This window comes from Rhizobacter sp. P5_C2 (assembly GCF_054049715.1).
The window spans coordinates 21,322-44,131 of record NZ_JBFULV010000060.1 but is presented as its reverse complement, the minus strand read 5'-3'; the positions used below and the strand labels follow the sequence as shown (position 1 = coordinate 44,131).

At 68.7% G+C, this 22,810-nt stretch carries 19 protein-coding genes and 2 pseudogenes; 13 read left to right on the top strand and 8 right to left on the bottom strand.

Going from position 1 to position 22,810, the window contains the following annotated elements; all coding sequences use genetic code 11:
* A partial coding sequence (locus ACXJLU_RS21205; RefSeq protein WP_457334353.1) for an efflux RND transporter permease subunit occupies positions 1 to 2,396 on the top strand: 2,396 nt, incomplete at its 5' end.
* Positions 2,397 to 2,424: 28 nt separating this feature from the next.
* On the opposite strand, the gene ACXJLU_RS21200 is transcribed toward ACXJLU_RS21205, so the two are convergent.
* Positions 2,425 to 4,458, bottom strand: a complete 2,034-nt coding sequence (locus ACXJLU_RS21200; RefSeq protein ID WP_457334351.1) for a PAS domain-containing hybrid sensor histidine kinase/response regulator — start codon at positions 4,456 to 4,458, stop codon at positions 2,425 to 2,427.
* An 83-nt stretch (positions 4,459 to 4,541) separates the two neighbouring features.
* Here ACXJLU_RS21200 and ACXJLU_RS21195 point away from each other — a divergent pair.
* Positions 4,542 to 4,673, top strand: a pseudogene (locus tag ACXJLU_RS21195) (TRAP transporter substrate-binding protein); the annotation flags it as partial.
* A gap of 76 nt (positions 4,674 to 4,749) precedes the next feature.
* A pseudogene (locus ACXJLU_RS21190) lies at positions 4,750 to 4,953 on the top strand (DUF6691 family protein); the annotation flags it as partial.
* 10 nt (positions 4,954 to 4,963) lie between these two features.
* Here the strand turns inward: ACXJLU_RS21190 and ACXJLU_RS21185 are convergent.
* From ACXJLU_RS21185 to ACXJLU_RS21175, 3 genes are all read right to left on the bottom strand, one after another.
* Positions 4,964 to 7,213: a sensor histidine kinase gene (locus tag ACXJLU_RS21185; RefSeq protein WP_457334349.1), complete on the bottom strand. Its 2,250-nt coding sequence runs from the start codon at positions 7,211 to 7,213 to the stop codon at positions 4,964 to 4,966.
* Positions 7,214 to 7,242: 29 nt separating this feature from the next.
* Positions 7,243 to 7,977 carry a LuxR C-terminal-related transcriptional regulator gene (locus ACXJLU_RS21180; protein ID WP_073465289.1) on the bottom strand — a complete coding sequence of 245 codons (735 nt, stop codon included), beginning with the start codon at positions 7,975 to 7,977 and terminating at the stop codon, positions 7,243 to 7,245.
* A gap of 141 nt (positions 7,978 to 8,118) precedes the next feature.
* On the bottom strand, positions 8,119 to 9,096 hold the full coding sequence (locus ACXJLU_RS21175; RefSeq protein WP_457334347.1) for an NADPH:quinone oxidoreductase family protein: 978 nt from the start codon (positions 9,094 to 9,096) through the stop codon (positions 8,119 to 8,121).
* A gap of 85 nt (positions 9,097 to 9,181) precedes the next feature.
* Between ACXJLU_RS21175 and surE the strand changes: the two genes are divergently transcribed.
* From surE to rlmD, 5 genes are all read left to right on the top strand, one after another.
* A complete protein-coding gene (surE, locus tag ACXJLU_RS21170) occupies positions 9,182 to 9,937 on the top strand; it encodes a 5'/3'-nucleotidase SurE (protein ID WP_457334345.1) in 756 nt (251 codons plus the stop codon).
* Positions 9,934 to 10,740, top strand: coding sequence for a protein-L-isoaspartate(D-aspartate) O-methyltransferase (locus ACXJLU_RS21165; protein ID WP_073465291.1), 807 nt, complete (start codon positions 9,934 to 9,936; stop codon positions 10,738 to 10,740). Before surE ends, ACXJLU_RS21165 begins: the two co-directional genes overlap by 4 nt.
* Positions 10,741 to 10,754: 14 nt before the next feature.
* Positions 10,755 to 11,699: a peptidoglycan DD-metalloendopeptidase family protein gene (locus ACXJLU_RS21160; protein ID WP_457334343.1), complete on the top strand. Its 945-nt coding sequence runs from the start codon at positions 10,755 to 10,757 to the stop codon at positions 11,697 to 11,699.
* Between the two features lie 35 nt (positions 11,700 to 11,734).
* Positions 11,735 to 12,790: an RNA polymerase sigma factor RpoS gene (gene rpoS, locus ACXJLU_RS21155; RefSeq protein WP_457334341.1), complete on the top strand. Its 1,056-nt coding sequence runs from the start codon at positions 11,735 to 11,737 to the stop codon at positions 12,788 to 12,790.
* A 92-nt stretch (positions 12,791 to 12,882) separates the two neighbouring features.
* A complete protein-coding gene (gene rlmD / locus ACXJLU_RS21150) occupies positions 12,883 to 14,226 on the top strand; it encodes a 23S rRNA (uracil(1939)-C(5))-methyltransferase RlmD (RefSeq protein WP_457334339.1) in 1,344 nt (447 codons plus the stop codon).
* Positions 14,227 to 14,290: 64 nt separating this feature from the next.
* On the opposite strand, the gene ACXJLU_RS21145 is transcribed toward rlmD, so the two are convergent.
* A complete protein-coding gene (locus tag ACXJLU_RS21145) occupies positions 14,291 to 14,998 on the bottom strand; it encodes a Bax inhibitor-1/YccA family protein (protein ID WP_457334337.1) in 708 nt (235 codons plus the stop codon).
* Positions 14,999 to 15,195: 197 nt separating this feature from the next.
* Here ACXJLU_RS21145 and ACXJLU_RS21140 point away from each other — a divergent pair, with 197 nt between their 5' ends.
* The gene (locus tag ACXJLU_RS21140) at positions 15,196 to 15,597 is read left to right on the top strand and encodes a GlcG/HbpS family heme-binding protein (RefSeq protein WP_073465296.1); all 402 of its coding nucleotides are present in this window, start codon (positions 15,196 to 15,198) and stop codon (positions 15,595 to 15,597) included.
* Between the two features lie 21 nt (positions 15,598 to 15,618).
* Here ACXJLU_RS21140 and ACXJLU_RS21135 read toward each other — a convergent pair whose 3' ends face one another.
* Positions 15,619 to 15,825: a (2Fe-2S)-binding protein gene (locus tag ACXJLU_RS21135; protein WP_457334335.1), complete on the bottom strand. Its 207-nt coding sequence runs from the start codon at positions 15,823 to 15,825 to the stop codon at positions 15,619 to 15,621.
* A 196-nt stretch (positions 15,826 to 16,021) separates the two neighbouring features.
* The gene (gene bfr, locus ACXJLU_RS21130) at positions 16,022 to 16,501 is read right to left on the bottom strand and encodes a bacterioferritin (protein WP_457334333.1); all 480 of its coding nucleotides are present in this window, start codon (positions 16,499 to 16,501) and stop codon (positions 16,022 to 16,024) included.
* A gap of 315 nt (positions 16,502 to 16,816) precedes the next feature.
* On the opposite strand from bfr, the gene carA reads away from it, so the two are divergent.
* From carA to ACXJLU_RS21110, 4 genes are all read left to right on the top strand, one after another.
* Positions 16,817 to 17,974, top strand: coding sequence for a glutamine-hydrolyzing carbamoyl-phosphate synthase small subunit (gene carA, locus ACXJLU_RS21125; protein WP_457334356.1), 1,158 nt, complete (start codon positions 16,817 to 16,819; stop codon positions 17,972 to 17,974).
* Entirely contained in the window at positions 17,967 to 21,233 is a 3,267-nt protein-coding gene (gene carB / locus ACXJLU_RS21120; RefSeq protein WP_457334331.1) for a carbamoyl-phosphate synthase large subunit, read from the top strand. The genes carA and carB overlap by 8 nt, the downstream gene beginning before the upstream one ends.
* A gap of 82 nt (positions 21,234 to 21,315) precedes the next feature.
* The gene (greA, locus tag ACXJLU_RS21115) at positions 21,316 to 21,792 is read left to right on the top strand and encodes a transcription elongation factor GreA (RefSeq protein WP_457334329.1); all 477 of its coding nucleotides are present in this window, start codon (positions 21,316 to 21,318) and stop codon (positions 21,790 to 21,792) included.
* 49 nt (positions 21,793 to 21,841) lie between these two features.
* Positions 21,842 to 22,288, top strand: a complete 447-nt coding sequence (locus tag ACXJLU_RS21110) for a DUF4149 domain-containing protein (protein ID WP_457334327.1) — start codon at positions 21,842 to 21,844, stop codon at positions 22,286 to 22,288.
* Between the two features lie 15 nt (positions 22,289 to 22,303).
* On the opposite strand, the gene ACXJLU_RS21105 is transcribed toward ACXJLU_RS21110, so the two are convergent.
* Positions 22,304 to 22,777, bottom strand: a complete 474-nt coding sequence (locus ACXJLU_RS21105) for a YhbY family RNA-binding protein (protein WP_073465301.1) — start codon at positions 22,775 to 22,777, stop codon at positions 22,304 to 22,306.
* Positions 22,778 to 22,810 lie beyond the last annotated feature (33 nt).

Here is a 22,810-nt window from a genome sequence, read left to right as displayed (position 1 = left end):
CCGTGGCCACGGTGCAGTCGGCCGAGGAACTGGCCGCCGTCGAACTCGTGTTGAGCGACGGCCGGCCCATCCGGCTCGACCAGGTCGCGACCGTGGTCGACGGCAGCGCCGAACCGCGGTCCGCGGCCTTGCTCGACGGCAGGCCGGTGGTCGGCTTCGAGGTCGCGCGCTCACGTGGAGCGGGTGAGCTGGAGGTGGCTGCCGGCGTGCGCAGCGCGCTGCAGGAGCTGAAGGCCGCTCATCCTGGCATCGAGGTGGTCGAGGCCGTGAACGCCATCGATCCGGTCCGGGAGAACTACGAGGGTTCGATGGGCCTGCTCTACGAGGGTGCGGCCCTGGCGGTGCTGGTCGTGTTCGTGTTCCTGCGCGACTGGCGCTCGACCTTCGTGGCGGCGGTGGCCTTGCCGCTGTCCATCGTCCCGACGTTCGCGGCGATGCACCTGTTGGGCTTCACGCTCAACACGGTGACGCTGCTGTCGCTGTCGCTGGTGATCGGCGTGCTGGTGGACGACGCCATCGTGGAGGTCGAGAACATCTCCCGCCACCTGCGCATGGGCAAGAGCCCCTACCGGGCGGCGATGGAGGCTGCCGACGAGATCGGGCTGGCGGTCATCGCCACGACCTTCACGCTCATCGCCGTCTTCCTGCCCACCGCTTTCATGGGGGGCGTCGTCGGCAAGTTCTTCGTGCAGTTCGGCTGGACGGCGGCCATCGCCGTGTTCTTCTCGCTGGTCGTTGCACGCATGCTCACCCCGATGATGGCCGCCTGGGTGCTGAGGGCACCGAAGGAGCAGGGCGAAGCCGAGCCCCGCTGGATGTCCACCTACCTCCGCTGGGCGCGCTGGTGCCTGCGCTACCGCGGGCTCACGCTCGGGGTGGCGTGCGTGTTCTTCGGTCTCGGGCTGTTGCTCGCGTCCACGTTGCCGGGCTCGTTCATCCCGCCCGATGACGAGGCGCAGACCCAGGTGTCGCTGACCCTCCCGCCCGGCAGCCTGCTCGACGACACCCTGGCCCTGGCCGAGCAAGCGCGCGAGATCGTGCGTCGCAACCCGCACGCCCGCACCATCTACACGGCGGTCGGGGGCAGCAGCAGCGATTCGGGGCCGGGCGACGACGGCCCGGTGGCCGGCAACGTGCGCAACGCGGTGCTGACGGTGAAGCTGTCGCACCGCAGCGACCGCTCCGGCCTGAGCCAGCAGCAGATCGAGCAGCAACTGCGAGTGGCCTTGGCGGGTTTGCCCGGCGCGCGTGTCAACGTCGGCGGTTCCGGCGAGAACTACGTGATGGTGCTCGCCGGTGACGACGGCCGCGCACTGGGCCAGGCGGCCGCACGGGTGGAGCGCGAGTTGCGGACGATCCCCGGCATCGGCGCCGTCACCTCGACCGCCGGTCTGGTGCAGCCGGAACTGGTGGTGCGCCCCGACTTCGCGCGTGCCGCCGACCTGGGCGTCACGTCGTCCGCGATCGCCGAGACGCTGCGCGTGGCGACGGCGGGCGACCACGAGCAGGAGCTCGCGCGGCTCAACCTCGGCGAGCGGCAGGTACCCGTGGTGGTGAAGCTGGCAGGCGCGGCGCGGCAGGACATCGACACGCTCGGACAACTGCGCGTACCGGGCGCCCAGGGGCCGGTCGCGCTGGAGAACGTCGCGTCGCTCGAGGTGGCCAGCGGCCCGGCCCGGATCGCCCGCCACGACCGCAGCCGCAACATCAACATCGAGGTCGAGTTGAACGGCCGGCCGCTGGGCGAGGTGGAGCAGGCTGCGCTGGCGCTGCCGAGCCTGCGGCAGCTGCCGCAAGGGGTGAAGCACAGCGCGAGCGGCGACGCCGAGGACATGGCCGAGCTGGCCTACGGGTTCGGCATGGCCATGCTCACGGGCGTGCTGTGCATCTATGCCGTGCTGGTGCTGCTGTTCAAGGACTTCGTGCAGCCGGTGACCATCCTCGCGGCGCTGGTGCTGTCGGTGCCGGGCGCATTCCTGGCGCTGTACGTCACCGGGTCGTCGATGTCGATGCCGTCGATGATCGGCCTGATCATGCTGATGGGCATCGCGACGAAGAACTCGATCCTGCTGGTGGACTATGCCGTCATCGCCCGCGAGCAACACGGGCTGAGCCGCGCCGACGCGATCATCGATGCCTGCCGCAAGCGCGCCCGCCCCATCGCGATGACGAGCATCGCGACGGGTGCCGGCATGCTGCCCTTGGCGTTCGGCTGGGGGGGCGATCCGAGTTTCCGGGCGCCGATGGCCATCGTCGTGATCGGCGGCCTGGTCTCCTCGACGCTTCTGAGCTTGCTGGTGATCCCGGCCGTCATCTCCTATGTCGATGATGCCGTGCAGGGGCTGCGCAAGCTGGCGGGCCGCTCGGGTCGGCCCGCAGCGACGCGCGCCGGGTGAGGGTGGCGGCGGAGCGCGTGCCCGGCGCTCAGCGCCCGACCAGATTCGCCACCACCAGCACCAGCTCGGTCACGTCGAACGGCTTCGCCAGGTGGGCCTGGTAGCCCGCGAGCAGTGACTTCTTGCGGTCCTCGGCGCGCGCGAAGGCCGTCAGCGCCAGCGCCGGAATGCGCTCGTGGCGCGTCTCGCTCGCACGCAGCGCGCGCATGAACTGGTAGCCGTCCATCGTCGGCATGCCGATGTCGCTGACGATGACGGCCGGGCGGGCCCGCTCCAGCCCCGCCAGTGCCTGCTGCGCCGACGCGAAGGGCGTCACCTGCGCGCCCTGGTCCTCGAACACGCGCTGCAGCAGGTCGCGCGCATCGGGCTCGTCGTCGATGATGAAGGCATGCACCCCGCCGAGCCGAGGCAGGGCGGGCAGGTCCGCGGCCGGCGCGGCCTCTTCCACCGTTGGCACCGAATCCACCGATTGCACGCGCTGCGCCTCCTCGGCTTCCAGTTGCGCATGCGAGACCGGCAGGTCGACCACGAAGCTGGCGCCGTGGCCCTCGCCGGCGCTGGTCGCCCGGATCGTGCCGCCGTGCACCTCCACCAGCTGCCGGCAGATCGCCAGCCCCAGGCCCAGGCCGCCGAAGGCCCGCGTCGTCGAGCTGTCGTTCTGCGAGAAGCGGTCGAACACCTGCGGCAGAAAGCTCGCCGGGATGCCGATGCCGTTGTCGGTGACGCTCAGCGCCAGCCGCTGGCCGTTGCGCTGCAGCGCGACCTGCACCTGCCCGCCCTGCGGCGTGAACTTGATCGCGTTGGTGAGCAGGTTCCACACCACCTGCTGCAGGCGGCTGCTGTCCCCGCGCACGGTCGGTGCGTCCGGGTCGAGCCGGGTCGCCAGGCGGATGTCCTTGGCCTCGGCGGCGGGTCGGGCCGAATCGACGGCCGCCTGCACGACCTCCAGCAACGGCACCTGCTGCGCATCGAGCCGGATCTTGCCGGCCATGATGCGGCTCAGGTCGAGCAGGTCGTCGATCAGCTTGACCTGGGCCCGCGCGTTGCGATCGATCACGTCGATGGCGCGTGCCAGATCGACGGGCGTGCCCGTTTTTTCGGCCCGGCGCAGCACCTGGGTCCAGCCGAGGATGGCGCTGAGCGGCGTGCGCAGTTCATGCGACAGCGTGGCCAGGAATTCGTCCTTGACGCGCGTCGCGCGCTGCGCCTCCATGCGGGCGCTGCGCTCGGCCTGCAGCAGTTCGTCGCGCTGCCGGCTGGCGAGCTCGGCGGCCGCGGCGTCCCGGCGTTCGGTGAGGTCGCGGGTCAGCTTGGCGAAGCCGAGCAGCCGGCCGTCGTCGTCGCGCAACGCGGTGATGGTGACGTTGGCCCAGAACATCGAGCCGTCCTGGCGCACCCGCCATCCTTCGTCGATGAAGCTTCCCTTCTCGGTCGCCACCAGCAACTCGTGGTCGGGCCAGCCGCTCTCGCGCGTTTCGCGCGGATAGAAGACCGAGAAGTGCCGGCCGATGATCTCGGCGGCCGCGTAGCCCTTGATGCGTTGCGCGCCGACGTTCCAGGTGGCGACCATGCCGTTGGCATCGAGCATGAAGATGGCGTAGTCGGATACGCCCTCGACCAGCAGCCGGAAGCGCTCCTCGCTGCGGCGCAAGGCCTCTTCATGGCCGCGCCGCTGCGTCAGGTCGCGCGTGACCTTGGCGAAGCCGACGAGCCGCCCGTCGGGCGCGCGCATCGCGGTGATGACGACGTTCGCCCAGAACTGCGAACCGTCCTTCCTGACGCGCCAGCCTTCGTCCTCGAAGCTGCCGGCGGCCTGCGCCACCTCGAGTTCGTGCGCGGGCAGGCCGCGCGCCAGGGCTTCGGGCGGGTAGAAGCGCGAGAAGTGCTGGCCGATGATCTCGTTCGCCCGGTAGCCCTTGAAACGCTCCGCACCGGCGTTCCAGGTGACGACCCGGCCGTGGATGTCGAGCATGAAGATGGCGTAGTCCCGCACGCTCTCGACGAGCAGGCGGAAGCGCGCTTCAACGTGCAGGGAGGGGTCCGCGGGGAGGTCGGCGGTCATGAGGCCGCACCCTAGCACAGCGAACGGCCTGCGCCGAGCCCTCGAAGGCCTGCTTCAGGCGGCCCGCTTCCGCAGCAGCGTGGAGGATGTCGGCCCCGGCGACGACCTCGCTGGCCGGCATCGTCAAGGAGTTCGGGCTGGTCGATTTCCCGTTCGCCGTCGGCAGCTTCGCGCAGGCCGATGCGCTGCTCGACGGCCCGCTCGGGCAGGCGCTACGACCGTGTTCATGGCCGCCGGGTTCGCCGTGGTGTTCGTGGTCCGGCATGTGCTGACCCCTGTCGGGGGCGCGCTGTGATGCGCGTCCTGGTGCTCGGCAGCCTGCTGTTCGGCATCGGCTGGGGCCTCGCCGGCTTCTGCCCGGGGCCGGGGCTGGTCGCGCTCGGCATGGGCGAGTTCAAGGCGCTGGTGTTCGTCGCCGCGATGCTCGCGGGCATGGGCCTCTTCGAACTGATCGAGGGGCGACGCGGCGCGGGGCGGCTCACCGCGGACCGGTAGCGGCCCGCCGTCAGTGCCTCTCGGTCAGCTGCCGTATCGTGACCCGGCAGCGGATCCCGACCGCGCCGGCCTCTTTCCACTCGACCTCGCCGCCCAGCTGCTTCACCCGCTTGCGCACGCCGCCCAGACCGAGCCCGTGCGCCCAGGCCTGCGGGGTGCGGCCGATGCCGTTGTCGGTGATGGTCAGCTCGAGCCCGTCCTGCAGCAGGTGGAACTCGATGTCGACGCGGCGTGCCTTCGCATGCGCGATCGCATTGCTGACCAGTTCGCGCATCACGCGCGTCAGCGCCGACCACTGCACCACGGTCAGCGAGATGTCGCGGTCGAAGGTCAGGTTCCAGCCGAGCTCGATGTGCGCCGCGGTCAGGCGCTGCGTCAGGTCGGCCTTCCATTCGGCGGCGGCATGCGACAGCGGGTGGTTCGGCGCGGCGAGCCCGCGCGTCAGCGTCTTCAGGTCCTGCAGCGTGTGCCGCACGTACTCTTCCATCTCGGGCGACTGCGCCTTGTACATCAGCGTCAGCAGCCGCGCGCCGATGTCGTCGTGCAGGTCTTGTGCGAGGCGCAGCCGCTCCTCGCTGCGGCCTTGCTCCACGGCCTTGTCGAACGCGATCGCCCGCCGCAGCTGCTCGAGGATGCGCTCGGCCAGCCGCGCGTCTTCCGACGTGAAGAGCCGCCGCCCGCGGTGCGCGAAGCGCAGCACCACCGAGCACGGCAGGCCGTCGCCGACGCCCGGCAGCTGCGGCACCGGCACCACCAGCGTCGAGCCGTCGCCGGCCACGCGCGCGCTGCGCGTCGCTTTCTCGACCACCACCGCCTCCATCGGCTCGAACAGCTCGCGCAGCAATTGCATCAGCATGTCGGACGCGCGCTCGGGGTGCGTCTCGACCTCGCGCGCCATGCGGTAGAGCTTCTCGAACATGCGCTCGGTGGTCAGCACGTTGCTGCCGAGCAGCTGGTTCAGGATCCACTGCCGCGCGCCCGAATAGATGCCCAGCGACAGGAACAGCGCCAGCGTCACCGACGCGAACTGGCCGAGCGAGAACACCGCGACGAACAGCAGGTCGAGCGAGGTCGCGATGGTGCTGACGGCCGCGAGCAGCGAGAACTCGCGCATCACCTGCTGCGATTTCGACAGGAACGGCACCAGCAGCAGCAGCGACGCGAAGAACACGTACCAGATCGCCGGGCCGATGTTGGTCATCTGCTGCTGCACCGACGRCAGCCGGTGACCCGCGGCGATGGCGATCGACAGCAGCACCCAGGTGCTGATCGCCATCACGCCGAAGCGGCGCATCACGACCGCGAACGGATGCGGCTCGCGCCGGTACCACCAGCTCAGCAGCCCGAGTGCCGCCAGCCCCAGCAGCAGGACGCCACCCTGCGCCCACCACCACGCGCCGCGCAGCGATCCGCCGGCGCACAGCATCGCCAGCAGCAGCGCGATGCCCCAGCCGGCCCATGCGATGCGCCGCCCGCCGGCCGGTGGTTGCTGTGCCGGATAAGCGGCGTGCACCAGCGCGGCGGCCGTGAGCAGGTCGAAGGCCAGGCGCAGCGGCAGGTCCCAGCGCAGGAAGCCGAGCGGCAGCCCGAGCTGCAGCGTCGACTCGACCGCCATGAAGGCGAGGCTGCCGGCCTGGCACAGCGAGGCCACGGCATACAGCAGGTTGCGCATCGACGGCTTGGCCAGCAGCACCACCATCGCCACCAGGTACAGCGTCAGGCTCAGCGCCGACAGCACCCAGAACATCATGCCCAGCCGCGTGAGCCCGCGCGGCTGCAGCGCCAGCTCGACCTGCCGCCCACCGATGAAGAAGACCCGCACCGCACTGCCGCCCATCACCGCGGCGACCTGCTGGTGCTGGTCGAGGTGGCGCTCGCGCTGCGCATCGTTCGTGATCCAGCGCGGCGAGCGCTGCAGCGCCAAGCCGTCGACGATCGCAACTTGCCCGTTGTCGTTCAGCAGGCCGACCAGCGCGCGGCCTTCGAGCGGCTTCAGCGCCGCGTCGTCGGTGTGCACCAGTTCGATCTCGCCTTGCGCGCCGACGCGCCAGTCGGCCGGCAGGTGCGGCTGCGCGGCCAGCCAGCGCGCCGTCATCACCAGCGCCACGCAGCCGAGCAGCGCGGCCACCACCAGCAGGCGCAGCCGCCAGCCCATCCAGCGTGACAGGCGCTGGTCATCGCCGAGCGCGTGGTCGATCAGCCCGGAATCGAGTGCGGAATCGGTGTGCAGGCTCGCCGGCCGTGACGCGGGGGTGTCCATGCGTTGTCAGCCCCGCAGGGCCGTTGACCCTAGACCAGGCCTTGCTTGCTGGCCAGCACGGCCGCTTCGGCACGGCTGGACACGTTGAGCTTCTTGTAGATCGACTTGATGTGGTCGTTGACCGTGAACCACTTGATGCCCATCAGGTTCGCGATCTCCTTGATCGTGAAGCCCTTGCTGAGGTAGGTCAGCACCTCGCTCTCGCGCGGGGTCAGGCGCTCGTGGTCGAGCGGTGCGCCGCGGCCGAGCGGCATCGGGCGGCTGCTCTGGAAGCCCGACGGTGCCGGCTCGGACAGCCCACCCATGCCGCCGGGGCCCTGGCGGAAGTGGCCGAGCAGGCGCCGCGCGATGGCCGGCGACAGCGGCGGCTGGCCGCGCACGATCTTCTGCAGTTCTTCGACCAGCACCTCGAAGCGGTCTTCCTTCAGCAGGTAGCCGTCGGCACCGCATTGGAGCGCGGGGAACAGGTGGTCGTCGTCGGAGTAGAGCGTGGTGACGATCTTGGTGGCCGGGTAGCGGGCCAGTTCGGCCAGCAGCTCCATGCCGTTGCCGTCGGGCAGTTCGAGGTCGACCAGGATCAGCTTGAACGGATCGGTGGGCGCGTCGATCTTCTGGCGGTCGGGCAGGCCGATGTGGCGGCGCGCGCTCTCGAGGTCGCCGGCCTCGGTGATGGCGATCGTGTCGCTGAAGCTTTCGCGCACCACGCGGCACAGGAAGCTGCGCGCAACGGGATTGTCTTCAACGATCAGGACCTTGATTGCCATGCCATGGTGCCGGGGGTGAACGGAGGGGACGCGGGGCGCGTCCTGCATCGTAGCGCACTCGACCCCGCGCAAACTGTGTCCAGCCGTGTGCCGCACGGCAGGCCCCCCGGGTGAAGGGGGGGCCCTCCGGCGTTCAAGCCGTCAGGCGTTCACGAGCACGATCTTGCCCTGCACCTGCCGGCTGCCCATGCGGGCGAAGGCATCCGACAGACCGCTCATCGGCAGCGTGCGGTCGATCGCCGGCTTGATCTTGCCCTGCGCATACCAGCCGGCCAGTTCGGCCAGCGCGCGGGCGTTGTTCTTCGGTTCGCGACGGGCGAATTCGCCCCAGAAGACGCCGACGATGGACGCGCCCTTCAGCAGCGCCAGGTTCAGCGGCAGCGCCGGGATGCCGCCTTGCGCGAAACCGATCACCAGGTAGCGGCCGCGCCAGGCGATCGAGCGGAACACCGGCTCGGCCAGGTCGCCGCCGACCGGGTCGTAGACCACGTCGGGGCCCTTGCCTTGCGTCAGCGCCTTCAGCTCCTCGCGCAACTGGCCGCGGCTGTAGTTGATGGTCTCGTCGGCACCGAGCTGCTTGCAGAAGCTGCACTTCTCGTCGGTGGACGCGGCGGCGATCACGCGTGCGCCCGCTGCCTTCGCGATCTGGATCGCCGCGCTGCCGACGCCACCCGCTGCGCCGAGCACCAGCACGGTCTCGCCGGGCTGCAGCGCCGCGCGGTCCATCAGCGCATGGTGCGTGGTGCCGTAGGTGCACAGGAACGCGGCCGCATCTTCGAATGCGAAACCCGGTGGCAGCGGCATCAGCAGCGCGGCGTTCACGCAGGCGTGCGTCGCGAAGCCGCCGGTGCCGGCGAACGCGGCCACCGCATCGCCGACCTTCAAATGCCTGACGCCTTCGCCGACGGCCTCGACCACGCCGGCGTACTCGGCGCCGGGCACGAAGGGCAGCGGCGGCTTGATCTGGTACTTGTTCTGGACGATCAGCAGGTCCGGAAAGTTCAGGCTCGCGGCGCGGATCGCGACGCGCACCTCGCCGGCGGCCGGCTGCGGCGTCGGCAGGTCTTTCCAGGTCAGCGCTTCAGGGCCGATGGGGTTCTCGCACAACCAGGCTTGCATCGTCATGTCTCCTTGGGGTCGCCGAATGATAGGCAGGCGAGTCGCGTGCGCGCGTCGCGCAGGTGACGAGTCCTACAATCGCCCGATGCGCATTCTGATCGCCAACGACGACGGCTACCTCGCCCCCGGCCTCGCGGCCCTGGTGAAGGCCTGCGAAGGGCTCGGCGAGATCGACGTGGTGGCCCCGGAGCAGAACGCGAGCGGCACCTCGAACTCGCTGACGCTGCACCGGCCGCTGTCGGCCTTCACCGCGGCCAACGGCTTCCGCTACATCAACGGCACGCCGTCCGATTGCGTCCACATCGCGCTGACCGGGCTGCTCGAGCACAAGCCCGACCTGGTGCTGTCGGGCATCAACAACGGCGCCAACATGGGCGACGACACGCTGTACTCCGGCACCGTCGCGGCCGCGATGGAAGGCTTCCTGTTCGGCATCCCGGCGATCGCGTTCTCGCAGGTCGAGAAGGGCTGGGGGCAGGTCGATGCCGCGGCGCGCTTCGCGCGCTCGCTGGTCGAGCAGGTGCTCGCGAACCCGCCTGCGCCCGGCGCCTGGCTGCTCAACGTCAACATCCCGAACCGGCCCGACGCGATCGAGCTGCCGCGCCGCATCACGCGGCTGGGCCGCCGCCATGCGAGCGAGCCGGTGGTCTGCCAGCAGAACCCGCGCGGCGAGCCGATCTACTGGATCGGGCCGGCCGGCGACGTGCGCGAAGCGGGCGAGGGCACCGATTTCCATGCCACCGCCGACGGCTGCGTGTCGATCACGCCGCTGCAGGTCGACCTGACCGACCATGCCCGGTTGCCCGCGTGGCGGCAGTGGTCGCAAGCGGTGGGTGCATGAGCGAAGCACCGAAGCGACCGAAGTTCCCGCTGCAACTCGATCGGCTCACGCCGCCGGCCAAGGGCCGCGAGGTGCTGCGGCCGCAGCGGCCGGTGCAGCAGGCGGCGATGGCCGCCACGCAGCGTGTGGTGCCGACCGGCCTCGGCCTCGATTCAGCCGGCGTGCGCCAGCGCATGGTCGACCGGCTGCGCAGCGGCGGCGTGCGCGACGAGCTGGTGCTCGGCGCGATGGCCCGCGTGCCGCGTCATGCCTTCGTCGACACGGCGCTGGTCAACCAGGCCTACGAAGACACCAGCCTGCCGATCGGGCTCGGGCAGACCATCTCGAAGCCGTCGGTGGTGGCCCGCATGATCGAGCTGCTGATGGCGAGCCCCGCCGCGCGCACGCGCCGCACGCTGGGCCGCACGCTCGAGATCGGCACCGGCTGCGGCTACCAGGCGGCGGTGCTGGCGCAGCTGTCGCGGCAGGTGCTGTCGGTGGAGCGGCTCAAGCCGCTGCACGACAAGGCGCGCGAGTTGCTGGCGCCGCTGCGCTTGACGGACATCCGGCTGGTGTATGGTGACGGGATGCGGGGCCACCCGCCGAACGCGCCGTATGACAGCATCATTTCGGCCGCCGGCGGCGACAACCTGCCGCAGGCCTGGCTCGATCAACTGGCCGTCGGCGGCCGCCTGGTGGCCCCGGTGCAGCGGGCTGCAGGGCAGGGCCAGGTGCTGGTGGTGGTCGACAGAACAGAGGGTGGCTACGAGCGCACGGTCCATGAGGCCGTGTTGTTCGTCCCCCTAAAATCAGGAACGGATTGATGACAGTGGCATTGATGGCAAGCACCCCGATTCCCGCGGCAGCGCGCCGCCGTTCGATCAGTCCGCGATCGATCGCCATCGTGCTGGCGGCGCTCGCGCTCGCGGCCTGCTCGTCGCCGAAGGTCAAGGCGCCGGTCGAGGATCGCGGCGGCATCCGGGCGCCGGTCACGACGGCGGGTGGGTCGCAGGGCACGCCGATCGCGACGCCTGCGCCACCACTCGTCACGCCGGACGGCGTGAAGCCGCTGCCGGGCGCCGAGAACGCCGGCAAACCCGGCTTCTACACGGTGAAACCAGGCGACACGATGATCCGTGTCGGGCTCGAGACCGGCCAGAACTGGAAAGACCTGATCAAGTGGAACAACCTCGACAACCCGAACGTCATCGAGGTCGGCCAGGTGCTGCGCGTCGTGCCGCCGGGTGCCGACCCGAACGCGGTGGCCACGCGCGGCGTGACCGCCGCGAAGATCGACGTGAAGCCGCTCGATGCGCCGCGGGCTGCTTCGGGGGCCTCGGGTGCGGCGGGGGTGTCGACGGCCTCGACGCCGGTCGCGGTGGCCCCCGCGGCAACGGCCACGCCGCGCGATGACGACGACATCAACTGGCAGTGGCCGGCCGCCGGCCCGGTGGTGACCGGCTTCGACGACGTGCGCAGCAAGGGCCTGTCGATCTCCGGCAAGGCCGGCGATCCGGTGCTGGCCGCGGCCGACGGCCGCGTGGTCTATGCCGGGTCCGGCCTGCGCGGCTACGGCAACCTCGTGATCCTGAAACACAACAGCACCTTCCTGACGGCCTACGCGCACAACCAGGCGCTGCTGGTCAAGGAAGACCAGACCGTGCGCCGCGGCCAGAAGATCGCCGAGATGGGCACCACCGATTCCGACCGGGTGCTGCTGCATTTCGAGATCCGCAAACTCGGCAGGCCGATCGATCCGGCCAAGCTCCTGCCGCCGCGCTGACGCGCGGCCCACCTTCCTCCAGCCCGGGCAACAGCATGGCCAAGAAGCGCAGCACACTGAACGGGCATGCGCTGGGCCAGGAGGCCGCGGTCAGGCCGTCGCTGCCGGTGCTGAGGGGGGGTGATGCGCAGGGCGAGCCGGCCGAGCCCCCGGAAGCGCCGCCCGATGGCGACCCGCGGGAACAGGCCGACGCAGCGTCCGACGATGCGCGCCCGGTGATCGAGATCGCCGCCGGCGATGGCGAGGTCGGCAACACGCTGCAGACCTATCTGCGCGACATCCGCCGCGCCCCGCTGCTGACCCCGCAGGAAGAGTTCGACACCGCGACCAAGGCGCGTGCCGGCGATTTCGCGGCGCGCCAGCTGATGATCGAGCGCAACCTGCGGCTGGTGGTCAGCATCGCGAAGAACTACCTGGGCCGCGGCCTGCCGATGACCGACCTGATCGAGGAAGGCAACCTCGGCCTGATGCACGCGATCGGCAAGTTCGAGCCGGAGCGCGGTTTTCGCTTCTCGACCTATTCGTCGTGGTGGATCCGCCAGAGCATCGAGCGCGCGATCATGCACCAGGCCCGGCTGGTGCGGCTGCCGGTGCATGTGGTGCGCGAGCTGAACCATGTGGTGAAGGCCCGCCGCGCGCTCGAGGCCGACGGCCTGCATGGCGACGGCACCGACAAGCCGGTGCGGGTCGAGGACATCGCGTTGCGCGTGGGGCGGCCGGTGCAGGAGGTCAGCGATCTGCTGAAGTTCGCCGAGCTGCCGGCCTCGCTCGATGCGCCGATCGACCGCGAGAACTCCGAATCGATGATCGACAGCGTGGCCGACGAGGGCGCGAGCGATCCGCTGTCGACGACGCTGAACCACGAGATCGACGTGCTGCTGCAGCACGGGCTCGACGAGCTGAACGACCGCGAGCGCGAGGTGCTGTCGGGCCGCTACGGCCTGCGCGACCGCGAGCCCGAGACGCTGGAGGTGCTCGCCGAGCGGCTGGGCCTGACGCGCGAGCGCATCCGGCAGATCCAGCAGGAGGCGCTGGTCAAGCTGAAGCGCCGCATGGCGCGCAGCGGGATCGACCGGGATTCGATCTTCTAGGCGGCAGGACGATCCCGGATTGGCATCCGGGCTACAGGCCCGTAGCCCGGATGCCAATCCGGGATGCTGCCGTGGCCTGAGACAATCCCGAGATGACAGCACAAGATGAATGGCTGACGGTCGAATCCCTCGACCTCGAAGCGCAAGGCGTGGCGCACAACGCGGAAGGCAAGGTGGTGTTCATCGAGGGCGCATTGCCCGGTGAGCAGGTCCAGGTCAGCGTGGGGCGCCGCAAGAACAACTGGGAACAGGCGACGATGACGGCGCTGCGCCGCGAGAGTTCGCAGCGCGTGACCCCCGGCTGCCGGCATTTCGGCACCTGCGGCGGCTGCAAGATGCAGCACTTCCACGTGGGCGCGCAGGTCGCGACCAAGCAGCGGGCGCTCGAAGACGCGCTGTGGCACCTCGGCAAGACGAAGGCCGAGCGCGTGCTGCGGCCGATCGAAGGGCCGGCCTGGGGCTACCGCTACCGCGCGCGCCTGTCGGTGCGGCACGTCGTCAAGAAGGGCACGGTGCTGGTGGGCTTCCACGAGCGCAAGTCGAGCTACGTGGCCGACATGGACAGCTGCGAGGTGCTGCCGCGCCACCTGAGCGACCTGCTGCTGCCGCTGCGCGTGCTGATCACCGCGATGGACCAGCGCGACCGGCTGCCGCAGATCGAGGTGGCGATCGGCAGCGAGGTCACGGCCCTGGTGCTGCGGCACCTCGAGCCGCTGAGCGAAGGCGATCTGCAGCGGCTGCGCGAGTTCGCGGCGGCGCACTCCATCCAGTGGTGGCTGCAGCCCAAGGGGCCCGACACGGTGCACCTGCTCGATGAAGGCGGCCCGCCGCTCGCCTACGGGCTGCCGGAATTCGGCATCACGATGCCGTTCAAGCCGACCGACTTCACGCAGGCCAATCACCAGATCAACCAGGTGCTGGTGTCGCGGGCGCTGAAGCTGCTCGCCGCCGGGCCGGACGAGCGGGTGATCGACTGGTTCTGCGGGCTCGGCAATTTCACGCTGCCGATCGCGACGCAGGCGCGCGAGGTGCTCGGCATCGAGGGCAGCGAATCGCTGGTCGCGCGCTCGCGCGAGAACGCGCAGGTCAACGGGCTGGCGCACAAGACCTCGTTCGTCGCGCGCAACCTGTTCGAGATCACGCCGGCCGAGTTGGCTGGGTACGGCAATGCCGAGAAATGGCTGGTCGACCCGCCGCGCGAAGGTGCGTTCGCGCTGGCCAAGGCGATCGCGGACCTGCACGAGAATCCGGCGGCGGCACCGGGCTACGTGCCGCCGAAGCGCATCGTCTACGTGAGCTGCAACCCGGCGACGCTGGCGCGCGATGCCGGGCTGCTGGTGCACCAGGGCGGCTACCGCTGCACGGCGGCGGGCGCGGTGAACATGTTCCCGCACACGGCGCATGTCGAAAGCATGGCCGTCTTCGAGCGGGACTGATCGGCAGCGCCGAAAATGCAGAAGGGGCCCGAGGGCCCCTTCCTTGTTCGGTCAACGGATCTGCTTATTCGCGGTCGCCGCCGAAGATGCCGAGGATGTTCAGCAGGCTGACGAAGACGTTGTAGACGTCCAGGTAGATCGCGAGCGTCGCGGTCACGTAGTTCGTCTCGCCGCCGTCGACGACGCGCTTCAGGTCGTACAGCATGAAGGCCGAGAAGATCACGACCGCCAGTGCCGACACGGTCAGCGACAGCGCCGGCATCTGCAGCCAGATGTTGGCGACGCTCGCGACGATCAGGCCGATCACGCCGACCATCAGGAACTTGCCCCAGCTGGAAATGTCGCGCTTGATCGTCGAGGCCAGCGTGGCCATCGCGATGAACACCACCGAGGTGCCGCCGAAGGCCATCATGATCAGCTGGCCGCCGTTCTTGTAGCTGCCCAGCACGCGCCCGATCGTCAGCGACAGCATCAGGCCCATGAAGAACGTGAAGGCCAGCAGCAGCACCACGCCCATCGACGAGTTCTTGGTCTTCTCGATCGCGTAGAAGAACGCGAACGAGCCGCCGAGGAACAGCACCAGGCTCAGGATCGGGCTGGCACGCACCGCGTCGCCGAACCCGAAGACCATGCCGGCCCAGGCGCCGATGACCGTCGGCACCATCGACAGCGCCAGCATCCAGTAAGTGTTGCGAAGGACCCGGTTGCGCTGTTCAGCGCTCGGAACCGAGCCGATGTAGCCGCCGTAGGCAGCTTGCAGGTTGTCGTTCATGAATCCTCCAGAGAGTCGAACCACGGGTATGGACCCGGACGGCGCATTGTAGTTCCCGGTAACAACTGACATGGGATGACATGGATCCCTGCGCTGCATTGGTTTGCGCCGGCGCAGGGGTGTTCTGCGTCCGTGGGCCTTGGCCGCGCTGGCGCTGTCGCACTACAGTGCGGCTTTCCCAACTCCTGCCCCTGCGCATGAACAGCAAACCCGTGTTGACCCTCGACGACGTGAAGCGCATCGCCGCCGCCGCCGAGGCCGAGGCCTTGAAGAACCAGTGGGCCGTGACGATCGCGATCGTCGACGACGGCGGGCACCTGCTGTGGCTGCAGCGGCTGGACGGCGCGGCGCCGATCTCGTCGCACATTGCCCCGGGCAAGGCCCGCACCGCAGCGGTCGGCCGCCGCGAGAGCAAGGTCTACGAGGACATGATCAACCAGGGCCGCAGCGCCTTCCTGAGCGCGCCCACGCTGGAAGGCATGCTCGAGGGCGGCGTGCCGATCGTGGCGCAGGGCCAGTGTGTCGGTGCGGTGGGGGTCAGCGGGGTGAAGTCGAGCGAGGACGTGCAGATCGCGAAGGCAGGGATCGCGGCGCTCTGATCCGCGCCCGGGTCGCTGCTGTCAGGCGGCGATCTTCAGCGGGATGATGGTCATCCCGCCTTGTGCGGCAGTGGAGGTTTCGAACACCTCGCGCGCGCAGTCTTCGCAGCGCCCGCAGCAGGTGGCGACGCCGGTTTCCAGCTGCAGGGAGTCGAAGCTGTCGCACCCACCCCGGACATGCCGTTCGATGTCCCGGTCGGAAACGCGTTCGCAGACACACACGATCATCAGATGCACTCCCGGCCGCCGAGCGAGGGCCGATGAGTGCATCTTAAACAAGAACGATTCGCACTTCAAGCTTGGGGACATCCCCGCACCGCGGGGGTGCGAGGAATCGGTCACGTCAGCCGGCGCCGAGCCGCCTCAAGTCGGCTGAGCCCCCATGGGGGGCAGGAGCGTAGCGACGTGGGGGCTGTCAATTCCTTCAGCCTTCGACTTCACCCATTTGTGACTGGAGGTAGTTCTGCAGGCCGACCTTGGTGACCAGGTCGAGCTGCGTCTCCAGGAAGTCGATGTGCTCCTCGGTGTCGTCGAGGATTTCCTGCAGCAGGTCGCGCGAGACGTAGTCGCGCACCGTCTCGCAGTGGGCGATGCCGTCCTTGATGGTGGCCTGCGCGCCTTGCTCGGACTTCAGGTCGCACTGCAGGATCTCGACGGTGTCTTCGCCGACCATCAGCTTGCCCAGGTCCTGCAGGTTCGGCAGCCCGTCGAGCGTGAAGATGCGCGTCATCAGCTTGTCGGCATGCTTCATCTCGCCGATCGACTCGGCGTATTCCTTGGCGGCCAGCTTGTCGAGGCCCCAGTGCTTGAGCATCCGGTAGTGCAGGAAGTATTGGTTGATCGCGGTGAGCTCGTTCTTCAGCTGCGCGTTCAGGTGTTCGATGACTTTCGGGTCGCCCTTCATGTGTGGCTCCTTCTTGTTGGGTGTGAGAGGTCGGATCAGCGCGCATTATCGGAGCCGATCGGCGCGCAACGAAGCGCAAATCCGACTGCTGCGCTCGCGTTGCACACGGCAATCGCTCGCATTCGTGTGCTGCATGCTTCGCTCAGGGTCAACCCTCGAAGCTCGTCTATAATCCCGCGGTTTACCTGCAACCCGCCCGCCCCAGCGAAACCCTCGCCGTTTCCTGTCGAAAACTCCCCCAGTTTTCTCCCCGGTACGACGCTCGAGAAGAGCAGAGCTGGGCGCGCACCAACGGAGATACGTGTGCCGCCTCAACTGCTGACAAACCCAGGACAGGCTCTGCTGGCACTCGCGGACGGAACAGTCTTTCAGGGCGTCTCGATCGGCGCGCCTGGCGAGACCATCGGCGAAGTGGTGTTCAACACCGCGCTGACCGGCTATCAGGAAATCCTGACCGACCCGAGCTACTGCCGCCAGATCGTCACGCTGACCTATCCGCACATCGGCAACTACGGTGTCAACGATGAAGATGTGGAAGCCAACCGCGTGTTCGCGGCCGGCCTGATCATCAAGGACCTGCCGCTGCTCGCGTCGAACTTCCGCCAGACGATGACGCTGGCGCAGTACCTGCAACGCGAAGGCACGGTCGCCATCGCCAACATCGACACCCGCCGCCTGACGCGCGTGCTGCGCACCCGCGGCGCGCAGAACGGCTGCATCGTCACGCTGGCCGTCGGCCAGGCGGTGACCGACGAGATCCGCAACGGCGCCATCGCGAAGGCCAAGGCCGCGCCCAGCATGGCCGGGCTCGACCTGGCCAAGGTGGTCAGCGAGACCAGGCCCTACGACTGGACCGAGACCGAGTGGACGCTCGGCGAGGGCTACGGCACGCTGAAGGATCCGCGCTTCCACGTGGTGGCCTACGACTTCGGCGTCAAGCGCAACATCCTGCGCATGCTCGCGGCCCGCGGCTGCAAGGTCACCGTGGTGCCGGCGCAGACCCCGGCTGCCGACGTGCTGGCCTACCAGCCCGACGGCATCTTCCTGAGCAACGGCCCCGGCGACCCCGAGCCTTGCGACTACGCGATCGCCGCGACGCGCACGCTGATCGACACCGGCATCCCGACCTTCGGCATCTGCCTGGGCCACCAGATCCTCGCGCTGGCCTCCGGCGCGAAGACCTTCAAGATGAAGTTCGGCCACCACGGCGCGAACCACCCGGTGAAGGACCTCGACAACGGCCGCGTCAGCATCACGAGCCAGAACCACGGCTTCGCGGTCGACGAGAAGACCCTGCCTGCCAACCTGCGCCCCACGCACGTCAGCCTGTTCGACGGCACGCTGCAGGGCCTGGCACGCACCGACAAACCCGCTTTCTGCTTCCAGGGCCATCCAGAGGCCTCCCCGGGACCCCATGACATCGGCTACCTGTTCGACCGCTTCACGGCCATGATGGAGAAGAACAATGCCTAAGCGCGCCGACCTCAAATCCATCCTCATCATCGGGGCCGGTCCGATCATCATCGGCCAGGCCTGCGAGTTCGACTACTCCGGCGCGCAGGCCTGCAAGGCGCTGCGCGAAGAGGGCTACAAGGTCATCCTCGTCAACAGCAATCCGGCGACGATCATGACCGACCCGGAGATGGCCGACGTCACCTACATCGAGCCGATCACCTGGCAGGTGGTCGAGAAGATCATCGCGAAGGAGCGTCCCGATGCGGTGCTGCCGACGATGGGCGGCCAGACCGCGCTGAACTGCGCGCTCGACCTGCACAAGCACGGCGTGCTCGCGAAGTACGGCGTCGAGATGATCGGCGCGAACGAGAAGGCGATCGAGAAGGCGGAAGACCGCCTGAAGTTCAAGGACGCGATGACCGGCATCGGCCTGCATTCGGCGCGCTCGGGCATCGCCCACTCGATGGAAGAAGCGCTCTCCGTGCAGAAGCGCATCACCGCCGAGATCGGTGGCACCGGCTTCCCGATGGTGATCCGCCCGAGCTTCACGCTCGGCGGCACCGGCGGCGGCATCGCCTACAACCCGGAAGAGTTCGAAGAGATCTGCAAGCGCGGCCTCGACCTGTCGCCCACCAAGGAACTGCTGATCGAGGAAAGCCTGATCGGCTGGAAAGAGTACGAGATGGAAGTCGTGCGCGACCGCGCCGACAACTGCATCATCGTCTGCTCGATCGAGAACCTCGACCCGATGGGCATCCACACCGGCGACTCGATCACCGTCGCGCCGGCGCAGACGCTGAGCGACAAGGAATACCAGCTGCTGCGCAACGCGAGCATCGCGATCCTGCGCGAGATCGGCGTCGACACCGGCGGCTCCAACGTGCAGTTCTCGATCAACCCGGTTGACGGCCGCATGGTCGTGATCGAGATGAACCCGCGCGTCAGCCGCTCGTCGGCGCTGGCCTCGAAGGCCACCGGCTTCCCGATCGCGAAGGTCGCCGCCAAGCTGGCGATCGGCTACACGCTCGATGAGCTGCGCAACGACATCACCGGCGGCGCGACCCCGGCGTCGTTCGAGCCGAGCATCGACTACGTCGTCACCAAGATCCCGCGTTTCGCGTTCGAGAAATTCCCGGCCGCCGATTCGCGCCTGACGACGCAGATGAAGTCGGTCGGCGAGGTGATGGCGATGGGCCGCACCTTCCAGGAGAGTTTCCAGAAGGCGCTGCGCGGGCTCGAGACCGGCATCGACGGGCTGACCGAGCGCACCTCGTGCAAGCAGGAAGACCGCGACGAGATCATTGCCGAGATCGGCGAGGCCGGCCCGGAGCGCATCCTGTTCGTCGGCGACGCGTTCCGCATCGGCATGAGCCTGCAGGAGGTCTTCGAAGAGACCGCGATCGATCCCTGGTTCCTCGCGCAGATCCAGCAGCTGATCAAGTTCGAGCAGGCGCTCGCCGGCCGCACGGTCGCGAGCCTGTCGACCGAGGAACTTCGCTTCCTGAAGCAGAAGGGCTTCTCCGACCGCCGCCTGGCCAAGCTGCTCGGCACGCACCAGCACGAGGTGCGCGAAGCCCGCTGGGCGCAGAACGTGCGCCCGGTCTACAAGCGCGTCGACACCTGCGCCGCCGAGTTCTCGACGCAGACCGCGTACATGTACTCGACCTACGACGAGGAGTGCGAGGCCGAGCCGACCGATCGCAAGAAGATCATGGTGCTGGGCGGTGGCCCGAACCGCATCGGCCAGGGCATCGAGTTCGACTACTGCTGCGTGCATGCCGCGCTCGCGATGCGCGAGGACGGCTACGAGACCATCATGGTCAACTGCAACCCCGAGACGGTGTCGACCGACTACGACACCTCCGACCGCCTGTACTTCGAACCGGTGACGCTGGAAGACGTGCTGGAGATCGTCGCGAAGGAAAAGCCGGTCGGCGTGATCGTGCAGTACGGCGGCCAGACGCCGCTGAAGCTGGCGCTCGACCTCGAGCGCGCCGGCGTGCCGATCGTCGGCACCTCGCCCGACAGCATCGACATCGCCGAAGACCGCGAGCGCTTCCAGAAGCTGCTGCACGAGCTCGGCCTGAAGCAGCCGCCGAACCGCACCGCGCGCACCGAAGAGGCCGCGAAGACGCTGGCCGCCGAGATCGGCTACCCGCTGGTGGTGCGCCCGAGCTACGTGCTGGGCGGCCGCGCGATGGAGATCGTGCACGGCGAGAAAGACCTCGAGCGCTACATGCGCGAGGCGGTGAAGGTGTCGGAGAAATCGCCGGTGCTGCTCGACCGCTTCCTCGACGACGCGATCGAGGTCGACGTCGACTGCATCAGCGACGGCGAAGACGTGATGATCGGCGGCATCATGGAGCACGTCGAGCAGGCGGGCATCCATTCGGGCGACTCGGCCTGTTCGCTGCCGCCGTATTCGCTGCCGAAGGCGCTGCAGGATGAACTGCGCCGCCAGACGGTGCTGATGGCCAAGGCCTTGAAGGTCAAGGGCCTGATGAACACGCAGTTCGCGATCCAGGGCGAGGGCGCCGATGCGGTCGTCTACGTGCTCGAGGTCAACCCGCGCGCCTCGCGCACGGTGCCCTTCGTCTCGAAGGCCACCGGCCAGGCGCTCGCGAAGATCGCCGCGCGCTGCATGGTCGGCCAGAAGCTGTCGAGCCAGAAGGACCGCCACGGCAAGCTGCCGCGCGAGGTGATCCCGCCGTACTTCTCGGTGAAGGAAGCGGTGTTCCCGTTCAACAAGTTCCCCGGCGTCGATCCGATCCTCGGCCCGGAGATGCGCTCCACCGGCGAGGTGATGGGCACCGGCCGCACCTTCGGCGAGGCGATGCTGAAGAGCCAGCTCGGCGCCGGCTCGCGGCTGCCTGACCGCGGCACCGTCTGCATCACCGTGAAGAACGGCGACAAGGCACGTGCGGTGGTGGTCGCGCGCGACCTGCACGCGCTCGGCTTCCAGGTCGTCGCGACCAAGGGCACGGCCGCGGCCATCGCCGAAGGCGGCGTGCCGGTGAAGGCGGTCAACAAGGTGAAGGACGGCCGCCCCCACATCGTCGACATGGTGAAGGCCGGCGAGATCCAGCTGGTGTTCACGACGGTCGACGAGACGCGCACGGCGATCGCCGATTCGCGCCACATCCGCCAGGCGGCGCTGGCCAACCGGGTGACCTACTACACCAGCATGGCCGGCTGCGAAGCGGCGGTCGAAGGCATGAAGCACCAGGACGATCTGGTCGTGCTTTCCCTGCAAGAGCTGCACCGCGAACTGCACTAAACTTTCTGAAACACATCGGCCGCCGCCGGGCCTCCCGAGAGGGAGAGGGCGGCGGCTTCATTTTTGTCTCCAGGGTTCCACCATGACGACCATCCCCATCACCGTGCGCGGTGCCGAAAAACTCAAGGAAGAACTGCATCGGCTGAAGACGGTGGAACGCCATTCGGTCATCCAGGCGATTGCCGAGGCGCGCGCACAGGGCGACCTGTCCGAGAACGCCGAGTACGAGGCCGCCAAGGACAAGCAGGGCTTCATCGAGGGCCGCATCCTCGAGATCGAAGGCAAGCTCGCCGCCGCGCAGATCATCGACCCGACGACGCTGAATGCCGAGGGCCGCGTGGTGTTCGGCGCCACCGTCGAGCTCGAGGACGAGAAGACCGGCAATCCGGTCACGTACCAGATCGTCGGCGAGGACGAAGCCGACCTGAAGGAAGGCCGCATCTCGATCGGCTCCCCGATCGCCCGTGCGTTGATCGGCAAGGTGGCCGGCGACGTGGCCGAGGTGCAGGCGCCCGGCGGCGTCAAGAGCTACGAGATCATCGAAGTCCGGTATGTCTGAAGTCCGCCATGTCTGACAAGCGGTTCGGTGGGCGCCGCTTGAGGCGGGCATGAGCTCGCACAGATTGCAGCGCTTCGCGGGCTGGCTGGCCGGCCTGTGGGCCGGCGTGCTGCTGGGCGTCGGCTTCATCGGCGCGCCGGCCGGGTTCGCCAGCACCTTCCCCGAGACCGCCGGGCGGATCGCCGGGCGCATGTTCATGCAGGAGGCGTACCTCAGCCTTGGCTTGGCGGTGCTGCTGTTGATGGTGCTGCGCCGGATCTGGCAACAGACCGAAACCCGCGGCAGCGTGCTGGGCGCCGATGCGCTGATGCTGCTCGCGGTCGCGTTCTGCACGGTGCTGGGCTGGTTCGGCTTGCAGCCGGCGATGGCCGCGGCGCGGGGCGGGCAGGGCGCGATGTCGTTCGGCGCCTTGCATGCCTTGTCGATGGCGCTGTACGCGGCCAAGACCGCGCTGTTGCTGGTACTGGCCTGGCGGCTCCACGGGAGCCGGGCCTGACGGCCGCGCGTCGACTCAGTCGGCGGCTGTCTTCTTCAGGCTCGTGATGCGCTTCTTCGCGCGCTTGATCTCGCCGCCGGCGGCGACGCGCTGGTTGCCCAGCACCTTGAGCTTCTTGACCTGCGGGCGGTGGTTGCCGCTCTTCGAGAACTTCAGGATCTTGACGGTGCGCGGCCCCGGCATGCGGTCTTCGCGCTCGGCCTTTTCCTTCGGCGGTATCGGGCGCCACAGCACCAGCAGCTTGCCGATGTGCTGGATCGGCGCGGCATTCAGCTGGTCACTCAACTGGGCGAGGATGGCCTCGCGGGTGGCGCGTTCGTCGGAGAAGACGCGCACCTTGATCAGGCCGTGGGCATTGAGCGCAGCATCGGCCTCCTTGATCACGGCGGGGGTCAGGCCGTCACCGCCGATCAGGACGACCGGATTCAGGTGATGGGCTTCGGCGCGCATGTCCTTGCGCTGGGCGGGGGTCAGTTCGATGGCAGGCATCTCGGTATTATCGTTTGCAGTGAGCGTAAGCCA